Below are 18,750 nucleotides of genomic sequence, written 5' to 3'. Positions count from 1 at the left end.
GGCTTGCACGCGGAGAGCGCCATGACTGCAAACGCATTCGACACCGAGATCACGGAGACGGCCGAGGCCCTGATCGGGCCGTGGCGTCAGCCACGCCAGATGCTGCAGGCGCAGACCTATGACGCGCACGCCTCGATCCATGACGACGCCACCGCGCAGAAGCTCGGCTTCAAGGGCGGCACGATCGAGGGCCCGACGCATTTCAGCCAGTTCGCTCCGCTCGGCGAGCGGCTGTGGGGGCAGGCTTGGTTCGAGATAGGCTGCCTTTCAGCACATTACCGCAGCGTCTGCTATGAGGGCGAAGAGGTGCAGGCGATCCTGGCGAAGCCATTGCCCGGCACCCGCCAGTGCCAGATCCAGATGGTCAAGCGCGACGGCACTGAGGTGCTGCGCGGCACGGCATCAGTCGGCGATTTGCCGGTTGCAACGGCGCTCGAGGCGCGCCTTGGCGAGCTCAAGCCGCTCACTGATCCCGTGATCTTGCGCGATGTGAAGGTGGCGCAGACCAGCAAGCGGCAGTCGGTGCGCATGGCGTTCGACCAGAACATGGGCGACCTCTATCCGTTCTCGCTGAGGCAGAAGCTCGCCGTCATCACCGAAAGCTCGCCGTACTATTCGGGCGCGGATAATCCGTGGGGCAAGCCCATCATCCCGATGGAGATGCTGAGCGTGCTGTTCCAGTACCGCTCCAAGGACGATCCGCTGCCGGCCAAGGGCCCGGCCGTCGGCCTGTTCGCCGACCAGGAGATCCGCCTGCTGAAGGGTCCACTTTTCGAGGGCGAGGAATACGAGGTCGAGCGCGAAGTGGTCGCGCTGTCCGGCAGCCGCCGCACCGAAAGCGCCTGGGTCAAGACGCGCGTGTTCGACAAGGCGGGCACGATGGTGGCGGCCATGCTGCTGAACATGGCGACGCTGAAGGAGTCCTACGCCCCGTATGAGGAAGAGCATCGGCAGTTGTATGGGGCAGGGCGGTAGTCCCACTCCCGTCATTCCGGGGCGCGCGCACGCGAGCTATGATGCGCAATTGCGCATCAGAGAATCCATCTCACCTCGCGCACTGCCGCCCGATGGATTCCGGGCTCGACGCTTCGCGTCGCCCCGGAATGACGAGCGGAGGCCGCTCATCCTTTAAGCAGATGCACGGCGCGAAGCCATCGCACAGGGAATGAGCAGACGCCGATCGCCGGCGTAACCTTCTGACCAGACGACAAATTCCTCGCTACCCGCGCTCAACCGCAATTGTACACAATGGCACGGCGCTTGCAGAACTCCCGGCCAGGAGAGTTCTCGCGGGGCCGTCATGTTGAACTCAGCCAAGCCGACCAAGGGCGTCGTCAGCGCCGAGCCCGAGCCGATCGCGCTCGACTGGCCCGCCACCGCGCTCCTCATCATCGACATGCAGCGCGACTTCATGGAGCCCGGCGGCTTCGGCGAGACGCTGGGCAACGACGTCAGCCAGCTCGCGCGCGCAGTGAAGCCGATCGGCGCGGTGCTGACGGCCGCGCGCGACACCGGCATGCTGGTCATCCACACGCGGGAGGGGCATCTGCCCGATCTCTCCGATGCGCCGCCGGCCAAGGTCGAGCGCGGCGCGCCGAGCCTTCGCATCGGCGATCCTGGTCCGATGGGCCGCATCCTCATTCGCGGCGAGGCCGGCCACGACATCATTCCCGAGCTCTATCCGCTCGACAGCGAAATCGTCATCGACAAGCCCGGCAAGGGGGCGTTCTACGCGACCGAGCTCGGCGAGGTCTTGGAGAAGTACGGCATCGAGAATTTGCTCGTGTGCGGCGTCACCACGGAAGTGTGCGTCAACACCACGGTGCGCGAGGCCAACGACCGCGGCTATCGCTGCGTCGTCATCGCCGACGGCTGCGCGTCCTACTTCCCCGAGTTTCACGAGATGGGCCTGAAGATGATCAAGGCCCAGGGCGGCATCTTCGGCTGGGTCGCGGATTCAGTCGCAGTTCTGGAGGCAATGAAGGTTTCGACCACATAGGGGTATATCATGAGCACATTGACGGGGGCGGCCGGCAGTTCTGATCTGAACAAGTCCGACTTCAAGCCGGCGCTATGGACATCGGGCGACTGGAACGCGTTGTTCGGCTTCGGCACCAACATCCTCGTCAACATGCTGGTGCTCACGGGCCTGTTGCGCTTCGTGCTGAAGATGCCCGATAGCCTCGTGTTCGGCCGCATCCTGCCCGCGCTGGGGCTGATGATGTGTCTCTCCACTTTCTACTACGCCTATCTCGCCTACCGCCTGGCCCAGAAGACCGGCCGCAACGACGTCTGCGCGCTGCCGTCGGGCGTCAGCGTGCCGCACATGTTCATCGTGACCTTCGTGATCATGCTGCCGATCACGCTCAAGACCGGCGATCCGCTCAAGGGCTGGTCGGCGGGCCTGGTCTGGGTGTTCTTCCAGAGCTTCATTCTGATGATCGGCGGCTTCATCGCGCCGTTCATCCGCAAGATCACGCCGCGCGCGGCGCTGCTCGGCACGCTCGCAGGGGTCTCCGTCACCTTCATCTCGATGCGGCCAGCGTTAGAGATGTACATGACGCCGCAGATCGGTCTCGTCTGCTTCGCCATCATCCTGGTGAGCTGGTTCGGCGGCGTGAAGTATTGGCGCGGCATTCCCGCGGGCCTCGTCGCAATCGCGGCCGGCATGATCATCGCCTGGGGCTCGAACCTGTTCGGGCTCGGCCTCGGCGGCCTGAGCATCGCGGGCGTCGGTGCGGCCTTCGCCAATTTCGGCTTCTCGGTGCCGATCCCGGCGTTTGGCTACGTCTTCTCCGGCTTCGAATTCCTCGGCATCATCCTGGTCACGGCCATTCCGTTCGGCATCTACGACCTCGTCGAGGCCATGGACAATGTCGAGAGCGCGGAAGCGGCCGGCGACGACTATCCGACCACGCGCGTGCTCACCGCCGACGGCGTCGTCAGCCTGATCGGCTGCCTGATGGGCAATCCTTTCATCAACGCGGTCTATATCGGCCATCCCGGCTGGAAGGCCATGGGCGGCCGAATCGGCTATTCGGCTGCGACCGGCATCATGGTGGTGGTGCTGTCCTGGTTCGGCATCATCTCGGTGCTGCTGGCGCTGGTGCCCGTCGTCGCGATCTCGCCCATCCTGCTCTATATCGGCATGCTGATCGGTGCGCAGGCGTTCCAGACCACGCCGGTCAAGCATGCACCCGCGATCGTGCTGGCACTGACCCCGCACCTTGCGGCGTGGGCCAAGCTGCAGATCGATACGATGCTGGCCTCGACCATGACTGCGGCAGCAACCGTCGGCGGGATGGCGGCGGACAAGGCCGACGCAGTCAAAACGGCTGCGATTGCCGCGCTGCCGCAGCAAGGCGTGTTCTATCACGGCCTCGAGGTGATGGGCGGCGGCTCCATCCTCGGCGGCCTCATCCTCGGCGCTATCGGTGTCTTCATCATCGAGCGCGATTTCGAGAAGGCCTCCGCCTTTGCGCTGGTCGGGGCGATCCTGACCTATTTCGGCTTCATGCATGGCGAGGCCGTCGGCATCGGCGGCGGCTTTGGCGTGACCCCCGCGGTCGCGCTGGCCTACGCCGTGATGGCCGCCGGCCTGTTCGCGGCCAGCAAGCTCGGCGCCAGCGAACACTATGCCGCGCATCCGGAGATGTCGGCCGCACCGGCGGAGTAGGCCCGGCTTCATTGTTGCGGAACGGCCGGGCGGATGGTCCGGCCGTTGCTGTTTCAGGGCCGCACCGCCGGCGTTTCCATCGGCAGGCCGCGCGCGCGCGACATCAGATAGAGCTCGAGCGCGACCAGCTCGGGCGAGCCGTAATCATAGGCCTGGGCGCGGACCCCGCTCATGCAGCTGCGCAGCCGTCGCTCCAGCGACCCCAGCGTCTGCCATTCCAGTCGATACAGCGGATAGCCGGTCGGCTGTCCTTGCGTGATCGGGGCGCCCGCGAGGCGTTTGTCGAAATTGTCGTCATGGCAGTTGGTGCAGGCAAGGTTAAGCTGGCCTTCGCGCTGCATGAAGAGGTCGCGGCCCTGGTCGACAAACGGCTTGAGCTGCGGATCGTCGCCGGCCGTGATCGGATTGCCACGCGACTGGTGGGCGATGAAGGCGGATAATGCCAGCAGGTCGCGGCTCTCGTAAGGTAGCGGCGTTGCCTGCTGATGATTGGCCCGGCAGAGATTGATGCGCTGGTCGAGCGTGACGGGGCGCGTGAGTGCCTTGTCGAAGGCGGGATAACGCGCCGCGACGCCCTTCATGCTGGTGCGCGCATCCCCATGACAATCGGCGCATGCCCTGTCGGCGCTGCCGGTCTTCTTCTTCCACAGCTGCTCGCCGTCGAGCACGAACAGCATGCCGGGATTGGCGGTGTCGTCGTCCTGCATCGCGCGGGTGTCCGGGCCCATGAAGGCATAGCCGGAGCGGCGCGCATCGGGCGGGATCTCTGCGGCGAGCAGGGCTGGGCCCGTGACGAGGAATATCGCCGCCGCCGCTATCGCGCGCCAAGCGATCATTCGACCCTGATCGATGCGGATGCGGTGGACGAATAGCCGTTGTCGCCAATCCACTCGAACTCGAACTTGCCGCTCTCCTTGGCCACCGTGAAGAACGACAAATATGGGTTCGCCGCGATCGCCGGAAACAGGTCGGCACGAAAGATTTCGGCGCCGTTGTAGCGGCAGATGAAGCTCGTGATGATGTCGCGCGGCACGAGCTTGCCGTCCGCGGTATGGCGGAATCCTGTTTCCATGATGTGCGAGGTCAGCGTGCGGATCTCGATGATCTCGCCGCGTTTGGCTTTCGAGGGAACGTTGATGAGGGCAGCCATCAGTTCATCTCCTCGGTGCAGGCCGCCAGCGTCACGACGACATCGGCGGCAACCTGCCAGAACGTGTCGTCGGACAGGCGCGCGATCGCGACCACCTTCTGGGTGTCGGCGAGCCGGATCCGGGTCGAGACCTGGGCGCGGCCGGCGGAAGGACCAAGATAGAAATTGCCGATGTTCGGCTGCGGGTTCTTCTCGTTGAAGACGTGGATGCTCTTGACGTAATCGTCCGCCGTCATCGGGCTTGCAACGCTGACCGTCATCGGCACCGTATTGCCGTTCTCGACCAGCGGCGGAATGTCGAGCCTGATCCTGCCGTTGCGAAGCTGGGCTTCGCCGACGAGGTTACGGATCGCAGCGTTGAGCATCGCCGGCGTCGCTTGAAGCGGCCGCAGCGTCACGATCGGGACCGTGCCGGCGACTGTCACGCCTCCGGCGAGGTTCAAGAATTGTCGTCGCGTGGTTGGCATGAAACCTAGTCCCGAAGCGTTGCAAGAAAAGCCACGATGTCCTCGATCTCCGCAGCCGACAGGATCGGCTTGCCGGCGAAATTGCGTCCGACGCGGACGAGGCCGTCGTTGCGATAATAGGACGGCATGATGGTGTCCGGATTGAAGCGCGAGGCATCAACCAGTCGAAGTCGCAACTGGCTCGCGGACCACCGGTTCCCGGCACCGGCAAGATCAGGCGCGAGGTCGCCCTGGAACCGCGTTTCCGGAAATGGGCCGGAATGGCAGAGCATACAGGTCGTCGTGCGTGCGAGCACCAGCGCGCGCCCACGCGTGGCATCGCTGGGCGAGCCGGTGAGCGAGGCGGGAATGCCGTCGCCGACGATGGCGTAGGGCAGGAGTTCGTCCGCGCTCGCGCTGCAGGCGAGGCTGGCAGAGATCAGCGCTGCGATATGGATCGGTGCTCTAGCCAAAGGTGTCCGCCGTGATGGTTTCAAACCAGCGCTCGGCCTCGTCCGCCTCGCGGGCGCGCAATTCGCGCGGCGCGTCGACCGGGCTCGTGGTGCCGCCCTCGACCTCGGCGAAGATGTCGCCCCTGGGCTCGTAATTGCCGGCCAGCGAAAAGCCGTAACCGGGCGCGACGACGTTGTAACAGACGCCTGTCAGGCGTGGCGTCTCCGGCGCGCGGCCTGCAAAGAGATTCACGATCGCTCCAGCACAGGCCTTGCCTTGCGCGCTCGCAGCGGATGCTGATTTGGGAATGCCGCCGCCGAGGCAGGCATCGCCGATGACGTGGACGTTCGAAACGAGTTTCGACTCGAACGTGACGGGATCGATCGGGCACCAGCCCGTCGCGTCCGCAGCGCCCGCGATGGCAGCGATGCGCCCCGCGCGCTGCGGCGGGATGACGTTGGCGACATCAGGGGTGTAGTTGCCGAACTCGGTGACGATGGTTCGCGTCGTCGGATCGACCGAGGTGACGCGGCCGCCTTGCGACAGTGCGATGCGCTCGATCATGTCGCCGTAGAGCTCCTTCCACGCCTTCTCGAACAGCCGCTGCTGCGAGAACGCGTCCTTGGCGTCGAGGATCAGAACTTTCGACCGCGGCTTTCTCGACTTCAGGTAATGCGCGATCAGGCTCGCGCGCTCGTAGGGCGCTGGCGGGCACCGGGAAGGATTGGCCGGGATTGCAATGGCGACCGTGCCGCCATCCGCCATCGCTTCCAGTTCTCGGCGCAGTAAATGAGTTTGAGCGCCCGCTTTCCAGGCATGCGGCATCTTTTCCGCGGCGGCATGGTCGTAGCCCGGCAGGGCCTCGAAATGGAAGTCGATGCCTGGCGAGAGCACGAGGCGGTCATAGCCGAACGTGGTGCCATCGCCCGTCGTCACACGACGCGTTTGCGTGTCGATGCCCGTCGCAGCCTGGGTGACGATGCTGATGCCCCCGGCGGCAAGCTTGTCATAGCCGAACTGCTGCGCCTCGATCTCGCGCAGGCCCGCGATCACCTCGTTGCTGAATGGACAGGAGATGTAGGTCTGGTTCGGCTCGATCAGGGTGACCTGCAATTTAGCATCGGCGCGCGCGAGCGCGCGGGCGCAAGCCGCGCCGCCGAAGCCGCCGCCGACCACGACGACGCGGCCCGCCGATTGCGCGCGCAGGATCGAAGAGGCGGCGAGCGATGTAGCCGCGACGGCGATGCCAAGGACGGCATTCCGCCGCGTCACCGGCGCATTCATGAGACCTGTCCGGAAAATGCTGCGGCGGCCGATACGGCCGCCGCGATTTGTCCTTTGAGCATGATCTTTTCGGACAACAGCTCCACACTTCTCCGGATCATGCTTTACGCGAAGGTGATGTTCTGGTCGCGCAGCGGCACATGGCGGATGCGCTTGCCGGTCGCGGCGAAATACGCGTTCAGCACCGCCGGCGCCGCGATGCCGATGGTCGGCTCGCCGACGCCACCCCAGAACCCGCCGCTCGGCACCATCACCGCCTCCACCTTCGGCATCTCGTTGATGCGCATCGAGTTGTAGGTGTCGAAGTTGGTCTGCTCGATCTTGCCGTCCTTCACCGTGCAGCCGCCGTAGAACAGCGCGGAGAGCCCATAGACGAAGGAGCCGGCGACCTGTCGCTCCACCTGCGCCGGATTGACGACGTAGCCGGGATCGGTGGAGGCGACGATGCGATGCACCTTGATCTTGTTGGCGTCGGTCACCGAGATCTCGGCGGCGCCGGCGACATAGCTGCCATAGCCCATCACCTGCGCGATGCCGCGATAGACGCCTTGCGGCGCCGGCGTGGTCCAGCCGATCTTCTCGGCCACCGCATTGAGCACCGCGAGGTGCTTGGGGTGGTTGCCCATCAGCTTGCGACGGAATTCGAGCGGGTCCTGGCCTGCGGCATGGGCGAGCTCGTCCATGAAGCATTCCATGTAGATCGCGTTGTGATTGACGTTGACGCCGCGCCAGAAGCCGGGTGGGACGTGCGGGTTGCGCATCGCATGCTCGACCAGAAGGTTCGGCACCGAATAGCCGAATGCGGCTTCGCCAGATTGGGCGACGCCCTGGAACGCCGCGGGATCCATGCCGTTCTGCAACGCTTCGGGGCGGAGCGAGAACAGGATCGATTGCCCGGACAGGCGGTAGTGCAGCGCGATCAGGTTGTTGTTGGCATCGAACGCGCCGGTCATCTTGCACTGGGTGATCGGGTGATACCTACCGTGCGCCATGTCCTCTTCGCGCGACCACAGCAGCTTGATCGGCGTGCCCGGCATCTGCTTGGCGATCATGACGGCCTGGCGGACATAGTCGGTCTGGCCGCGCCGGCCGAAGCCGCCCCCTAACATCACCTTGTGCACGTCGCACTTCTCGGCCGGCAGGCCGGACGCTTCCAGCACCGCTGCAAACGCCGCCTCGCCGTTCTGCGTCCCGCACCAGACCTCGCATCTGTCGGCCGTGTAGAGCGCGGTGGCGTTCATCGGCTCCATCGTGGCGTGGTTCTGGTAGGGATAGGAGTAGACGGCTTCGACCTTCTTGGCCGCACTGGCAATCGCGGCCTTCGCGTCGCCGTTCTTGTTGCCGACATAGGCCGGCTGCGCATTGTCGAGGCCCTCGGCCAGCCACTTCGCAATCGACTCGCTGGAGACCTTGGCGTTGTCGCCTTCGTCCCAGACGATCGGCAGCGCCTCCAGCGCGGTCTTGGCGTGCCACCAGGTGTCGGCAACGACCGCGACCGCGGTATCGCCCACCTTGACCACCTTCTTGACGCCTTTCATGTTGGCGATCTTGGCTTCGTCAAAGCTCTTCAGCTTGCCGCGGAACACCGGGCAGTCCTTGATCGCAGCGTTCAGCATGCCCGGCAGCTTGACGTCGACGCCGTAGATCATCGCGCCGGTGGTCTTGTCGGCGGTGTCGAGCCGATTGACGCCCTTGCCGATCAGCTTCCAGTCCTTCGGATCTTTCAGCTTGACGTCCGCCGGCGGCGTCAGCTTCGCCGCAGCTTCGGCGACCTTGCCATAGGTCGTGGTCCGGCCCGAGGGCGTATGGGTGATGATGCTGTTCGCGGCCCTGCATTCGGACGCCGGCACTTTCCATGCGTCGGCTGCGGCCTGGATCAGCATCACGCGCGCGGTGGCGCCGCCCTTGCGGACATAGTCCTGCGAGGAGCGGATGCCGCGGCTGCCGCCAGTCGAGAAATCGCCCCAGACGCGCTTGCGCGCGACGCTCTGGCCGGGCGTCGGATATTCGGTCGTGACCTTGGTCCAGTCGCATTCGAGCTCCTCGGCAACGAGCTGGGCGAGGCCGGTCAGCGAGCCCTGGCCCATCTCCGAGCGGGCGATGCGGATCACCACGGTGTCGTCGGGCCTGACCACGACCCAGGCGCCGATCTCCGGCGAGCCGTCGGCGGCGCGGACCACGGCGGGGCCGCCGAAGGGCAGGTCGAGGCCGATGGCAAGGCCGGCACCGACCGCAGCGGTGCCGATGACGAAGGCGCGGCGGTTGAGCCGCGGCGATATATGCTTGTTCATGTGGGGATTTCCTTACGCGCTCGCGATCGTGTGGATCGCCTCGCGCACCTGCTGGAAGGTGCCGCAGCGGCAGATATTCGTGATGGCCTCGTCGATGTCGGCGTCGGTCGGCTTCGGCTTCTCGTTCAAGAGCGCGGCCACCGCCATGATCATGCCGCTCTGGCAATAGCCGCATTGCGGCACGTCCTGGGCGATCCAGGCCTCCTGCACCTTGTGCAGCGTATTGCCCGAGGCGAGCCCCTCGATGGTGGTGATCTGCTTGCCCTCGGCCTCGCTGACCGAGATGCCGCAGGAGCGCATCGCAACGCCATCGAGGTGAACCGTGCAGGCACCGCATTGTGCAATGCCGCAACCGTATTTGGTGCCGGTCAGGCCGGCATTCTCGCGGATTGCCCAAAGCAGCGGCGTATCCGGCTCGACGTCGAGCGTGAAGGGTTTTCCGTTGATTGTTAGGTTTGCCATCGCAAGTCCCCTGATTGGCCCAATCCACCGATTGAACTCAGGGGCGCAATGTGTGCGGCAAACTGGAACGGTTCAAATCAATAGTCCGAGGTTCAAATCAACAAACCGAGCGCGACCAGGGCGCATGGCCCCCGCTCTGGGTATGGACCGGGACGCCGTTTTGGCTCATCCCTTCGCAATCGATTCGGGTTGAGGCCTTGTTCCGAGGGCGCCAATCCGCGGCTTGAGGCGACGTCCGGCTGTGAATGCCGGTTCCAGGGCCCCGCGCGGCTTGCGCTGCGGCGACAGTTTGTCCCTATTGCCGGGGTGCAAGTCGCGGGCGCTTTGGTACACTGCGCCGACGCAAAAGGAGTTCCATGAACGTGCCGAGTCCCTGCAACGTACTGATGCTCTACCCGCTGTTCTCGGCAGAGTCCTTCTGGACCTTCGGCGAATCCTGCAAAGTGCTGGGCGTCAAGCGCCCGGCCGCCCCCCTGGGCCTGATCACCGTCGCCGCGATGCTGCCCGAGAGCTGGACCGTCCGGCTGATCGATTGCAACACCGCGCCGTTCGGGGAGGAGGATCTCGCCTGGGCCGACGTCGTGTTCACCGGCGGAATGTTGCCCCAGCAGGCCGACACCTTGCGTCTGATCGAGCTCTGCCGCGCTGCCGGCAAGCCGGTCGTGGTCGGCGGACCCGACCCCACCTCGAGCCCCCATATCTATGAACGGGCCGATTTCCGGGTGCTCGGCGAGGCCGAGAGCGTCATGAACGAATTCATCGCGGCCTGGGAGAGCGGCGCGCGATCCGGCCTCTTCACCGCACCGAAGTTCCAGGCTGACGTCACCAAGACGCCGGTGCCGCGTTTCGACCTGCTCAAGTTCGAGGACTATCTCTATCTCGGTGTGCAATATTCGCGCGGCTGTCCGTTCACCTGCGAATTCTGCGACATCATCGAGCTCTACGGGCGCGTGCCGCGGACCAAGACCATCGAGCAGATGTTCGTCGAACTCGAGACGCTCTACAAGATGGGCTATCGCGGTCATCTCGACTTCGTCGACGACAATTTCATCGGCAACAAGAAGTCGCTGCGGCAGTTCCTGCCGAAGCTCGCCGAATGGCAGCGCACGCACGGCTATCCCTTCGAATTCTCCACGGAAGCCTCGGTCAATCTCGCCGACGACCCGGAGCTGTTGGAGCTGATGGGTGCGGCCAATTTCTTCGGCATCTTCGTCGGCATCGAAAGTCCGGACCCGGCGACGCTGGTCGCGATGCGCAAGAAGCAGAACACGCGGCGCAACATCGCCGAGAGCATCCACAAGATCTACGCCGCCGGCATGCTCGTCACCGCGGGCTTCATCGTTGGCTTCGACAACGAGAAGGTCTCGATGGCGGAGGCGATGATCGACTTCATCGAGGAGGCGGCAATCCCCGTCGCCATGGTCGGCCTGCTCTATGCCTTGCCCAACACGCAGCTCACGCGCCGGCTGGAGCGCGAAGGCCGGCTGCATTCCGGGCACGACGTGGCCCCGACGATTGGCGCCGATCAGTGCACGGCGGGCATCAATTTCGATCCGGTCCGCCCGTTGCGCGACATTCTGACGGACTACAAGCGGGTGCTGGAACACATCTACAGCCCGGCGGCCTATGCAGCACGTGTCGACCGTCTGATGACGCTGCTCGACCGGTCGAGGCAGCGTTCCGAGCTTGCCGAAGGCGATATCCGCTCCAAGCTCGGAGCCATGGAGACCGTGCACAAGGTGGTGTCCGCGCTTCCTGAGGCGCGGGGGCCGCTCTGGCAGACCTTCATGAACTGCGCCAAGCGCGACACGTCATCGGCGCGCATCGCCGTGCAGATGATCGCGGCCTATGCGCATCTCGGACCGTACTCGCGCAAGGTCATCGCGGCGATCGACCAGCGCCTGGCCGCGCTGGACAACGAGGCCGTCTCTCCTGTGGCTGTCGGCGTGACGGCGGCCTGAGGCCTTACTTCACCGCGAGCCGCAGGAAGCTCATCACGCTGCCGAGCGCGGCAAAGCCCGCGCCGAGCGCCAGCGCCAGCGTCGCGCCCTCGTGGCCAGCGAGTGCGAAGCAGGCGGCGGCGAGCGCCGCGCCGGTGGTCTGCCCGGTCAGGCGCGCGGTGGCGACGATGCCGGAGGCGCTGCCGCTGCGGTGCGGCGGCGCGCTTGCCATCACCGCCTTCATGTTCGGCGCCTGGAAGAAGCCGAAGCCCATGCCGCAGATCACGATCCGCCAGATGATGTCGGCAATGGCGGGATTGGGCGGCAGCGTCGCCAGCAGCGCCATGCCGAGACCGAGCAGCACGAGCCCGATGCCGCCGAGCAGACCGACGGCATGGCGGTCGGAGAGGCGGCCTGCGATCGGCGCCATGATGCCGACCACCAGCGGCCAGGGCGTCATGAAGAAGCCGGTCTCGACCTGCGAGCGGCCGAGCACACCCTCGAAATAGAACGGCAGCGAGACGAAGGCGAGGCCCTGGACGGCGAAGGCGCACACCGCCGTCGCCGCCGACAGGGCGAACATAGGCCTGGCGAACAGGTCGATCGGCAGCATCGGCGCGGGATGATCGGCGTGGCGGCGGGTCAGGATCACGCCGAGCACGAGGGCGGTGACCAGCTCGATGCCGACCACGAATGGCGACAGATTGTGCGCGGCGCTGCCGATGCCGGTGATGAACAGGCCGAGGCAGGCGGTGGCCAGGATCGCGCCGAGCAAGTCGAAGCCGTGATCGGCGCGCGGGGTCTTCGGCAGCATGGCAAAGCCGATGCCGATGGCGATGAGGCCGAACGGGATGTTGACGGCGAACAGCCACGGCCACGGGCCGAAGGCGAGGATGGCGGAGGCGATCGAGGGCCCGAAGGTGAAGGCGGTCGCGACCACGAGTGCGTTGTGACCGAAGCCGCGGCCGAGCATGCGGCCGGGATAGACGAAGCGCACCAGCGCCGTGTTGACGCTCATGATGCCGCTCGCGCCCAGCCCTTGCAGCGTCCGCGCCAGCAACAGGCTGTCGAGCGACCATGCCACCGCGCAGAACAGCGAGGCAATGGTGAACAGGATCAGTCCGCCGAGATAGATGCGCTGGTGCCCGACGATCTCGCCGAGCGCTCCCAGCGGCAAGAGCGTCGCCACCAGCGCGATCTGGTAGACGTTGACGACCCAGACCGACTGCTCCGGCGTGACGTGCAGGTCGGCGGCGATGGCCGGCAGGGCGATGTTGGCAATGGCAGTGTCGAGCGAGGCCATCGCGAGCGCAGTGAAGATCGCGGCAACCGCCCAGCGCCGCTGCGTCGACGGAAGACCGTCGGCGGTGGGATGGTCGGGCTCGCGCGCGGCGGCAGGTAACGTGATCGTCATTTTTGTTGGCGCGCTGCTCCGGCGGCGTAGCCATGGGGGACGTTCGGCATGTACTACGGAGGCGCCGGCTTCCACAGGCGCAAGCTTGCATGCTGTGTATGCGCGAAGGTCAGGCGATGCGGCTGCGCTGCGAGCGCAGGGCCAAATGAAAAGAGTCGAAAAACAACCCCATGCACAGTAGGAGGCCCTTTGATCGACAAGGCATTTTCCCGCCGTGTCGAAAACGGCGGTCGCAGCCGCAATCAAGTTGACCCGTCGGGCAAAACACTGGCAGGATGCCAGCGTGCCGGCGATCGGCCGGGAGCAGGCCGCATGCGCGTCCTGCGCGCGCCTTCTCCACCACGCCGGCGTTGAGACAGATCAACACTCGACCTGCGCGGCCGCCCGACCTTTCCATCAGCGCATCGATGGAAGGGCGGCTACATGCAGATTCTGCTCAGGGAAATCCGGAATACCCCTTTGCTCTGGATGCTGGCCTTCGTGCCCATCGTGCTGGTGGCCGAGACGGTGGCGCCACATTCCCATACGCTGCTGTTCGTGCTCGCGGTGCTGGCCATCGTTCCGCTGGCGGCGCTGCTCAGCCACGCCACCGAGGCGGTTGCCGCGAAGACCGGCGATGCCGTGGGCGGATTGCTCAATGCAACACTCGGCAATCTGACCGAGCTGATCATCGCCATCACGGCGCTGCGCGCCGGCCAGTACATGCTGGTGAAGGCCTCGATTGCGGGCGCGATCGTCACCAACGCGGTGTTCATGCTGGGCGCCTGCCTGTTGCTGGGCGGCCTGCGCTATCATGTGCAGGAATATAACCGCGCCGGTGCGCGGCTTTCGTCCGGCCTGTTGCTGATGGCGACCGTCGCCTTGCTTGCGCCTTCGGCGGTCGCCGATCTCGACCACCTGCCGCAGGGAGGGGGCATCCTCAACAAGCTCAGCCTCGGCATTTCGGTCCTGCTCATCACAGCTTACGGGCTCGGCCTGTTGTTCTCGCTGCGAACGCACAAGGAATTGTTTGCAAGCGCCGGTCACGGCGACGACGACAAGCAGGCGCACTGGCCGATCGGAACGGCCGTCGGCACGCTGCTGGTCGTCACCGTGCTGGTCGCGCTGGTCAGCGAGATCTTCGTGGAATCGGTGCAGAAGGCGGCGGAAACCTTCGGAATGAGCCCGGCCTTCGTCGGCTTCATCGTCGTCTCGCTGGTCGGCGCCGCCGCGGAATTCGCGGTGGCCTTCGCCGCGGCACGCAAGGACCGGCTCGACATGGCCGTCAGCATTGCGCTCGGCAGCGCCTCGCAGATCGCGTTGTTCGTCGCACCCGCTTTGGTGCTGCTCAGCTATGTCGTGGGGCCGAAGCCGATGGACCTGCAGTTCTGGCCGGGCGCGGTCACCATGATGATGATCGCGACGGTGACGTCGGCCTTCATCACGGCCAGCGGGCGCTCGGCCTGGTTCGTCGGCGCCCTGCTGATCTTCATCTATGCCGTGTTCGCGCTGACGCTGTACGTGGTCCCGCCGGCGGGGCAGGGGTGAAGTTCGGTGCCCCTCGATCTCGCTCCGGCAGGCTATTGGTCGTACGAGAAAATGTCGGCTCCAGGCCGCGATCGTCGGCGTCAGCCCGGGTGCATGGCTGCGCGATGCGCAGGGATCAGCAAACCGCGAAGGTTGGGCGTGCTTCGTCGAACCCACCTTACGGCACAAACGTGCTGAGCTCGTAGACGACGACCGCAGCGCCAAGACAGCGCCGCCAGGGATTCACGCCGCGGATAATCTCATCGGCGCCCCAAATCACTAGTCCGCTTTTAAAGACGATTGTCAGGGCGACGCTGGCTCTTCCCGCGGAAGGCCAGATCCAAAGCAGAAGGCCCGCGACGATCACGATCCATAGAATGAGGTTGGGCCGTTGCGCGATGGTGATGGCACCGGTTTCGCGGCTCCTGAAGAACCAATCGAGGAATCGGCGCACGATCACCGCGTCGGTCAGATCACGACCTCACCCTCTTCGCGGCCCGTCCAATAAGTGATGCGCTTGGCTTTGACCTTGATCAGGACGATGCCCGGCGTATCGATTCCGTTGTCGAACCACTTGTCGAGGTCGCTGGTCCAATGCTGTTGGAAGGCGGCCTTGTCGCGGATCAGCTCGGCAGTCCCTTCGACCGCGAGGTAGATTCCCTTCGAGAATAGGCCCGCCTCCGATGAGAATCCGAGCGCTACCTTGGGATTTCGTTGGATGTCCGATACCGTTCGCGCCTGTTCGTAGGTGAAGTAGTACGAGGTGCCGTCGTAGGCGACGTCGCCGTTGTTGCTCATCGGACGGTTTGCAATCTCGCCGTTCTCGGTGTGCGTCGAGAGAATGGCGATGTCGATGCCGGCCATTTCCTTTGAGATTTCGGCGAGCGATTTCTTGGGCATGAACTTTCCTCCAGTGGAGCGGAGGCAACGATTGGATTGGGCCCATGTTCCCCGAAGCCGGGGACGAAAGTGCGCGCCCGCGGTTCAGCAATGACTCGCTTATTGCCGGCGGCGGTCTGGCGGTTGGCCGCCATGCTCGCCGAAAATGGCCGCAGGTGCGGCCCTGCGCTGGTTGTCGCGCTGGCCGGCTCGTCACGACCCGAACTGACGACCGACCTCGACCTGATCCTCCCAGTCCTCCCATTCGACATTGTTGATGTGGAGGTAGCTCGAGACGGCCGAGCCGATGGTCGGAAAGAACTGGGCTTCGCCGACCTGCGCATACAACCCGAACCGCTTCAGCTTGTCCTTCACGGGATCCTTCAGCTCGGCAAAGCAAAGTTCGATGCCCCTGACGTGGAGCGCCTCGTCCAGTTCGGCAATTGTGTCGCAGGCGGTGACGTCGACGCTCGTGACCGGTTCGGCGGCGACGACCAGCCAGCGCACGGGTGTCGGCGATTGCTCGACCGCGGCCAGAATACGTTCCTTGAAGAACTCGGCATTGGCGAAGAACAGCGGCGCGTCCCAGCGGAACAGCACCAGTCCGGGTATCAGGCGGGCATCGGGATATCTCGTGATGTCGTGATAGCCCTTGACGCCCTGCGCCCGCCCGAGAATTGCGGAGTGCGGACGCCAGCCGTCCCACAGAAACTCGGCAATGGCGACCGCGATGGCGAGGCCGATTCCGGGAATTGCGCCGAGCACGGCTACGCCCACGAAGCACAGCACGGTCAACCAGAATTCCCAGCGCTGGATCCGGTAGATTCGTTTGAGATCACTGATCTCGATCAGGCCGATTGCGGCTGCGATCACCACGGCGGCCAATGCGGCATTCGGCAGGTGCTGCAACAGGTTTGGCGCAGCCAACAGAAGGAACGCGATCGCAAACGCGCCGACGACACATGTGAGCTGGGTGCGGGCGCCGGCGGCTTCGGCAACGGGCGTGCGCGAGGAACTGCTGCTGATCGGGAAGCCCTGGAAAAAGCCGGTCGCCAAATTGGCCGTGCCGAGGCCCACCATCTCCTGGTTCGGATCGACCTTGTCGCCCAGACGAGCAGCATAGGTTCGCGACAACACGCTGGTATCGGCGAACGAGACCAGAGCGATGGCGCAGCCGCCGGCCAGCACGGGGATCAGATCGCCATAGCCGATCCTGGGAATGGAGAAGGCCGGCAGACCTTGTGGAAGTGGCCCCAAGACTTTCACACCATAACCAGTTCCCAGATCAAGGAGTGAGACGACAAGGGTCGCTCCGACGACGGCAATCAGGATTCCCGGCAGTCGCTTGCTGTCCTTGAGCAGCAGGATGACGATCAACGTACCAAATCCGACTGCGAATGCGGCCCAATTGATCTTGCCATCACCGATCCCAACGGCGATAGCCCATAGGTCTCTCAGCGGTCCTTCGCTTTCGATCGAGAAGCCGAGCAGCTTTGGCAACTGGCTGATCAAAACGGTCAGCGCGATCCCGTTCATGTAGCCGTACCGTATCGGCTTGGACAGCAGCTCCGTCACGAACCCTAACCGTGCGATGCCGGCCACAATGAGCACCGTTCCCGAAACGAGCGCCATCATGGCGGCAAGCATTGCGGCGCGGACCGGATCGCCGCCGGACAGGGGGACAATGACGCCGAGGATGACAGCTGCCAGCGCCGAGTCCGGTCCGAGCACGATGATGCGGCTCGGACCGAACATCGCGTAGGCCAGAAGCGGGACGATGGTCGCGTAGAGGCCGTGGATGCCCGGCAGACCGGACGCGACGGCATAGGCAATTCCGACCGGGACAAGCATGGTCGCCAGCACGAGACCTGCGAAGACATCATGCCGAAGCCAGGCCGCTTCGTAGTACCGAAGCGTATCGATCCCGGGCACCCAACGCGTCCAAACGTTCACCGCGCGCACTCCAAAGGCCGGTCGCCATGCGAAGCGATCGCCGGTCAACAGACGATCAACACGGATATCTGCAGTCACGTGTCGGCTCGCCGATAGCGCGCGACGATCTCGCAACGACTCGACCACTCGCTTGACGCAAATCAACGTTGCCGTAACCCCGACTATTCCGCGGCGCAGCAATCCTTGGGACGAGAGCCTGCGCTCCTGGACCTGATACCGCAACCCGCCATCCACCGAAGGGCCGATAGCCTTTTCCTGTGGTCATCCTTCGCGACGCCCGCTTAGGCGGGCTCCTGAGCAGGGAGTGTGTGGCTGCAGTCTCGGAAGACACTGACGCCGATTAGCCTCATCCTGAGGAGGCGCGTAAGCGCCGTCTCGAAGGACGAGGCGTGTGCACCGGCCAAGTCATGTGCGATAACCCTGGCCATCCCTCACGTTCGTCCTCACCGCACGATCATCGACTCCGGCCAGTTCGGTGCTTGCCACACCGTCGACCACGGCTGGTTACCCCCACAGCCGCGCGCCGTGACATCCACGCGGACGAGCACGAAGCTGCTGGTGCCACTGGTATAGCCTTCGGTCGTTCCCAGGCGGTAGACGTGACGAAGGCGAGAACTCGGACACATGTCTGTTCCGGTTAGGGCCTCGAACACGCCGGCCTCCTTTCGCCAGGTGATGAGGCCCGGCCGCGGCGTGGTGCCGAACCCGGTGTTCTGTGCGAAGAATGGAAACGCGACGAGCTTCGGATGGCGCGCGTCCTTAAGGTCGAAGACGAGATGACTTCCCACGATCCACTGACAATATACGAGGACGAAACGGCGCTCTCTCTCGACCAAGAAGCGAAGCGGAATCTCTTTCATGCCCTTTTCGACGTCGCAGTTTTCGCGTTGTGCTGCGCGCGCCACCTGCCGTGGGACCTCGGCGAGGGCTGAGACCTGGAAATCCGTTCTGCCTCCAAACGGGATGGGATCGAAGGCGGCAGTCTCATCTCGACTGCCGGCGCTCTGCTTGTCCTCGCCGAACGCGGCGGAGGTCAAGTGAACTGCGGCGAGGAGCATCAAGAGACCGATCGCAACACTCACGCTCTTCAATGCCGAACGCATCGCATGACTTCCTCGAACTGATACCGCCGCAGTCCCGATCCACGGGGATCACCGTGCCCATGATTGTACTGCGCCCGCGAGGCGAAAAACACCACGAGCGCACGCACCCATGCGGTCAAGCCAGGCCGTTTTCGGCGATTTCAAGCCAGCTGTGGTGGCACGAGAACAACCGAAGGACACGCCTGAGTGTGTA

17 protein-coding genes are annotated in these 18,750 nt (G+C 64.7%); 5 read left to right on the top strand and 12 right to left on the bottom strand.

The annotated features are described in order from the left end of the window. Positions 1-21 precede the first annotated feature (21 nt). The 3 genes from I6F24_RS03365 (at position 22) to I6F24_RS03355 (ending at position 3,676) form a co-directional block, all read left to right on the top strand. Entirely contained in the window at positions 22-975 is a 954-nt protein-coding gene (locus I6F24_RS03365; RefSeq protein WP_057026814.1) for a hypothetical protein, read from the top strand. Positions 976-1,300: 325 nt separating this feature from the next. After that, a complete protein-coding gene (locus tag I6F24_RS03360; RefSeq protein ID WP_225127490.1) occupies positions 1,301-1,999 on the top strand; it encodes an isochorismatase family cysteine hydrolase in 699 nt (232 codons plus the stop codon). A gap of 9 nt (positions 2,000-2,008) precedes the next feature. After that, entirely contained in the window at positions 2,009-3,676 is a 1,668-nt protein-coding gene (locus I6F24_RS03355) for a regulator (protein WP_225127489.1), read from the top strand. 53 nt (positions 3,677-3,729) lie between these two features. Here the strand turns inward: I6F24_RS03355 and soxA are convergent, their stop codons facing one another. From soxA to I6F24_RS03320, 7 genes are all read right to left on the bottom strand, one after another. Next, positions 3,730-4,512, bottom strand: a complete 783-nt coding sequence (soxA, locus tag I6F24_RS03350) for a sulfur oxidation c-type cytochrome SoxA (RefSeq protein ID WP_225149965.1) — start codon at positions 4,510-4,512, stop codon at positions 3,730-3,732. Then, entirely contained in the window at positions 4,509-4,826 is a 318-nt protein-coding gene (gene soxZ, locus I6F24_RS03345; protein ID WP_036004317.1) for a thiosulfate oxidation carrier complex protein SoxZ, read from the bottom strand. Before soxZ ends, soxA begins: the two co-directional genes overlap by 4 nt. Then, on the bottom strand, positions 4,826-5,293 hold the full coding sequence (locus tag I6F24_RS03340) for a SoxY-related AACIE arm protein (RefSeq protein WP_225149964.1): 468 nt from the start codon (positions 5,291-5,293) through the stop codon (positions 4,826-4,828). Before I6F24_RS03340 ends, soxZ begins: the two co-directional genes overlap by 1 nt. Before the next feature lie 5 nt (positions 5,294-5,298). Further along, positions 5,299-5,745, bottom strand: a complete 447-nt coding sequence (gene soxX, locus I6F24_RS03335) for a sulfur oxidation c-type cytochrome SoxX (RefSeq protein WP_225149963.1) — start codon at positions 5,743-5,745, stop codon at positions 5,299-5,301. Next, positions 5,738-7,009 (bottom strand): NAD(P)/FAD-dependent oxidoreductase, encoded by a 1,272-nt coding sequence (locus I6F24_RS03330; protein ID WP_225149962.1) that lies wholly within the window; start codon positions 7,007-7,009, stop codon positions 5,738-5,740. Before I6F24_RS03330 ends, soxX begins: the two co-directional genes overlap by 8 nt. A gap of 104 nt (positions 7,010-7,113) precedes the next feature. Beyond that, positions 7,114-9,300, bottom strand: a complete 2,187-nt coding sequence (locus I6F24_RS03325; RefSeq protein WP_225149961.1) for a molybdopterin cofactor-binding domain-containing protein — start codon at positions 9,298-9,300, stop codon at positions 7,114-7,116. A gap of 12 nt (positions 9,301-9,312) precedes the next feature. After that, positions 9,313-9,762 carry a (2Fe-2S)-binding protein gene (locus I6F24_RS03320; RefSeq protein ID WP_036004329.1) on the bottom strand — a complete coding sequence of 150 codons (450 nt, stop codon included), beginning with the start codon at positions 9,760-9,762 and terminating at the stop codon, positions 9,313-9,315. A gap of 356 nt (positions 9,763-10,118) precedes the next feature. Between I6F24_RS03320 and I6F24_RS03315 the strand changes: the two genes are divergently transcribed. Next, positions 10,119-11,723 carry a B12-binding domain-containing radical SAM protein gene (locus I6F24_RS03315; protein ID WP_036004332.1) on the top strand — a complete coding sequence of 535 codons (1,605 nt, stop codon included), beginning with the start codon at positions 10,119-10,121 and terminating at the stop codon, positions 11,721-11,723. A 4-nt stretch (positions 11,724-11,727) separates the two neighbouring features. On the opposite strand, the gene I6F24_RS03310 is transcribed toward I6F24_RS03315, so the two are convergent. Continuing rightward, positions 11,728-13,116: an MFS transporter gene (locus I6F24_RS03310; protein ID WP_225149960.1), complete on the bottom strand. Its 1,389-nt coding sequence runs from the start codon at positions 13,114-13,116 to the stop codon at positions 11,728-11,730. Between the two features lie 423 nt (positions 13,117-13,539). Between I6F24_RS03310 and cax the strand changes: the two genes are divergently transcribed. Next, positions 13,540-14,643, top strand: a complete 1,104-nt coding sequence (cax, locus tag I6F24_RS03305; protein ID WP_225149959.1) for a calcium/proton exchanger — start codon at positions 13,540-13,542, stop codon at positions 14,641-14,643. Positions 14,644-14,800: 157 nt separating this feature from the next. Here the strand turns inward: cax and I6F24_RS03300 are convergent, their stop codons facing one another. The 4 genes from I6F24_RS03300 to I6F24_RS03285 all read right to left on the bottom strand — a co-directional run bounded on the left by I6F24_RS03300 (position 14,801) and on the right by I6F24_RS03285 (position 18,557). Then, entirely contained in the window at positions 14,801-15,076 is a 276-nt protein-coding gene (locus tag I6F24_RS03300; protein WP_225149958.1) for a hypothetical protein, read from the bottom strand. A gap of 14 nt (positions 15,077-15,090) precedes the next feature. Next, a complete protein-coding gene (locus I6F24_RS03295; RefSeq protein ID WP_036004340.1) occupies positions 15,091-15,522 on the bottom strand; it encodes a pyridoxamine 5'-phosphate oxidase family protein in 432 nt (143 codons plus the stop codon). 192 nt (positions 15,523-15,714) lie between these two features. After that, entirely contained in the window at positions 15,715-17,454 is a 1,740-nt protein-coding gene (gene sulP / locus I6F24_RS03290) for a sulfate permease (RefSeq protein WP_225149957.1), read from the bottom strand. A 443-nt stretch (positions 17,455-17,897) separates the two neighbouring features. Beyond that, complete coding sequence (locus I6F24_RS03285; RefSeq protein ID WP_109144573.1) at positions 17,898-18,557, bottom strand: hypothetical protein; 660 nt, start codon at positions 18,555-18,557, stop codon at positions 17,898-17,900. Positions 18,558-18,750 lie beyond the last annotated feature (193 nt).

This window comes from Bradyrhizobium sp. BRP23 (assembly GCF_020194135.1).
GTDB lineage: Bacteria > Pseudomonadota > Alphaproteobacteria > Rhizobiales > Xanthobacteraceae > Bradyrhizobium > Bradyrhizobium yuanmingense.
The sequence above is the reverse complement of the archived record's forward strand: the minus strand, read 5'-3'. Positions and strand labels throughout refer to the sequence as shown.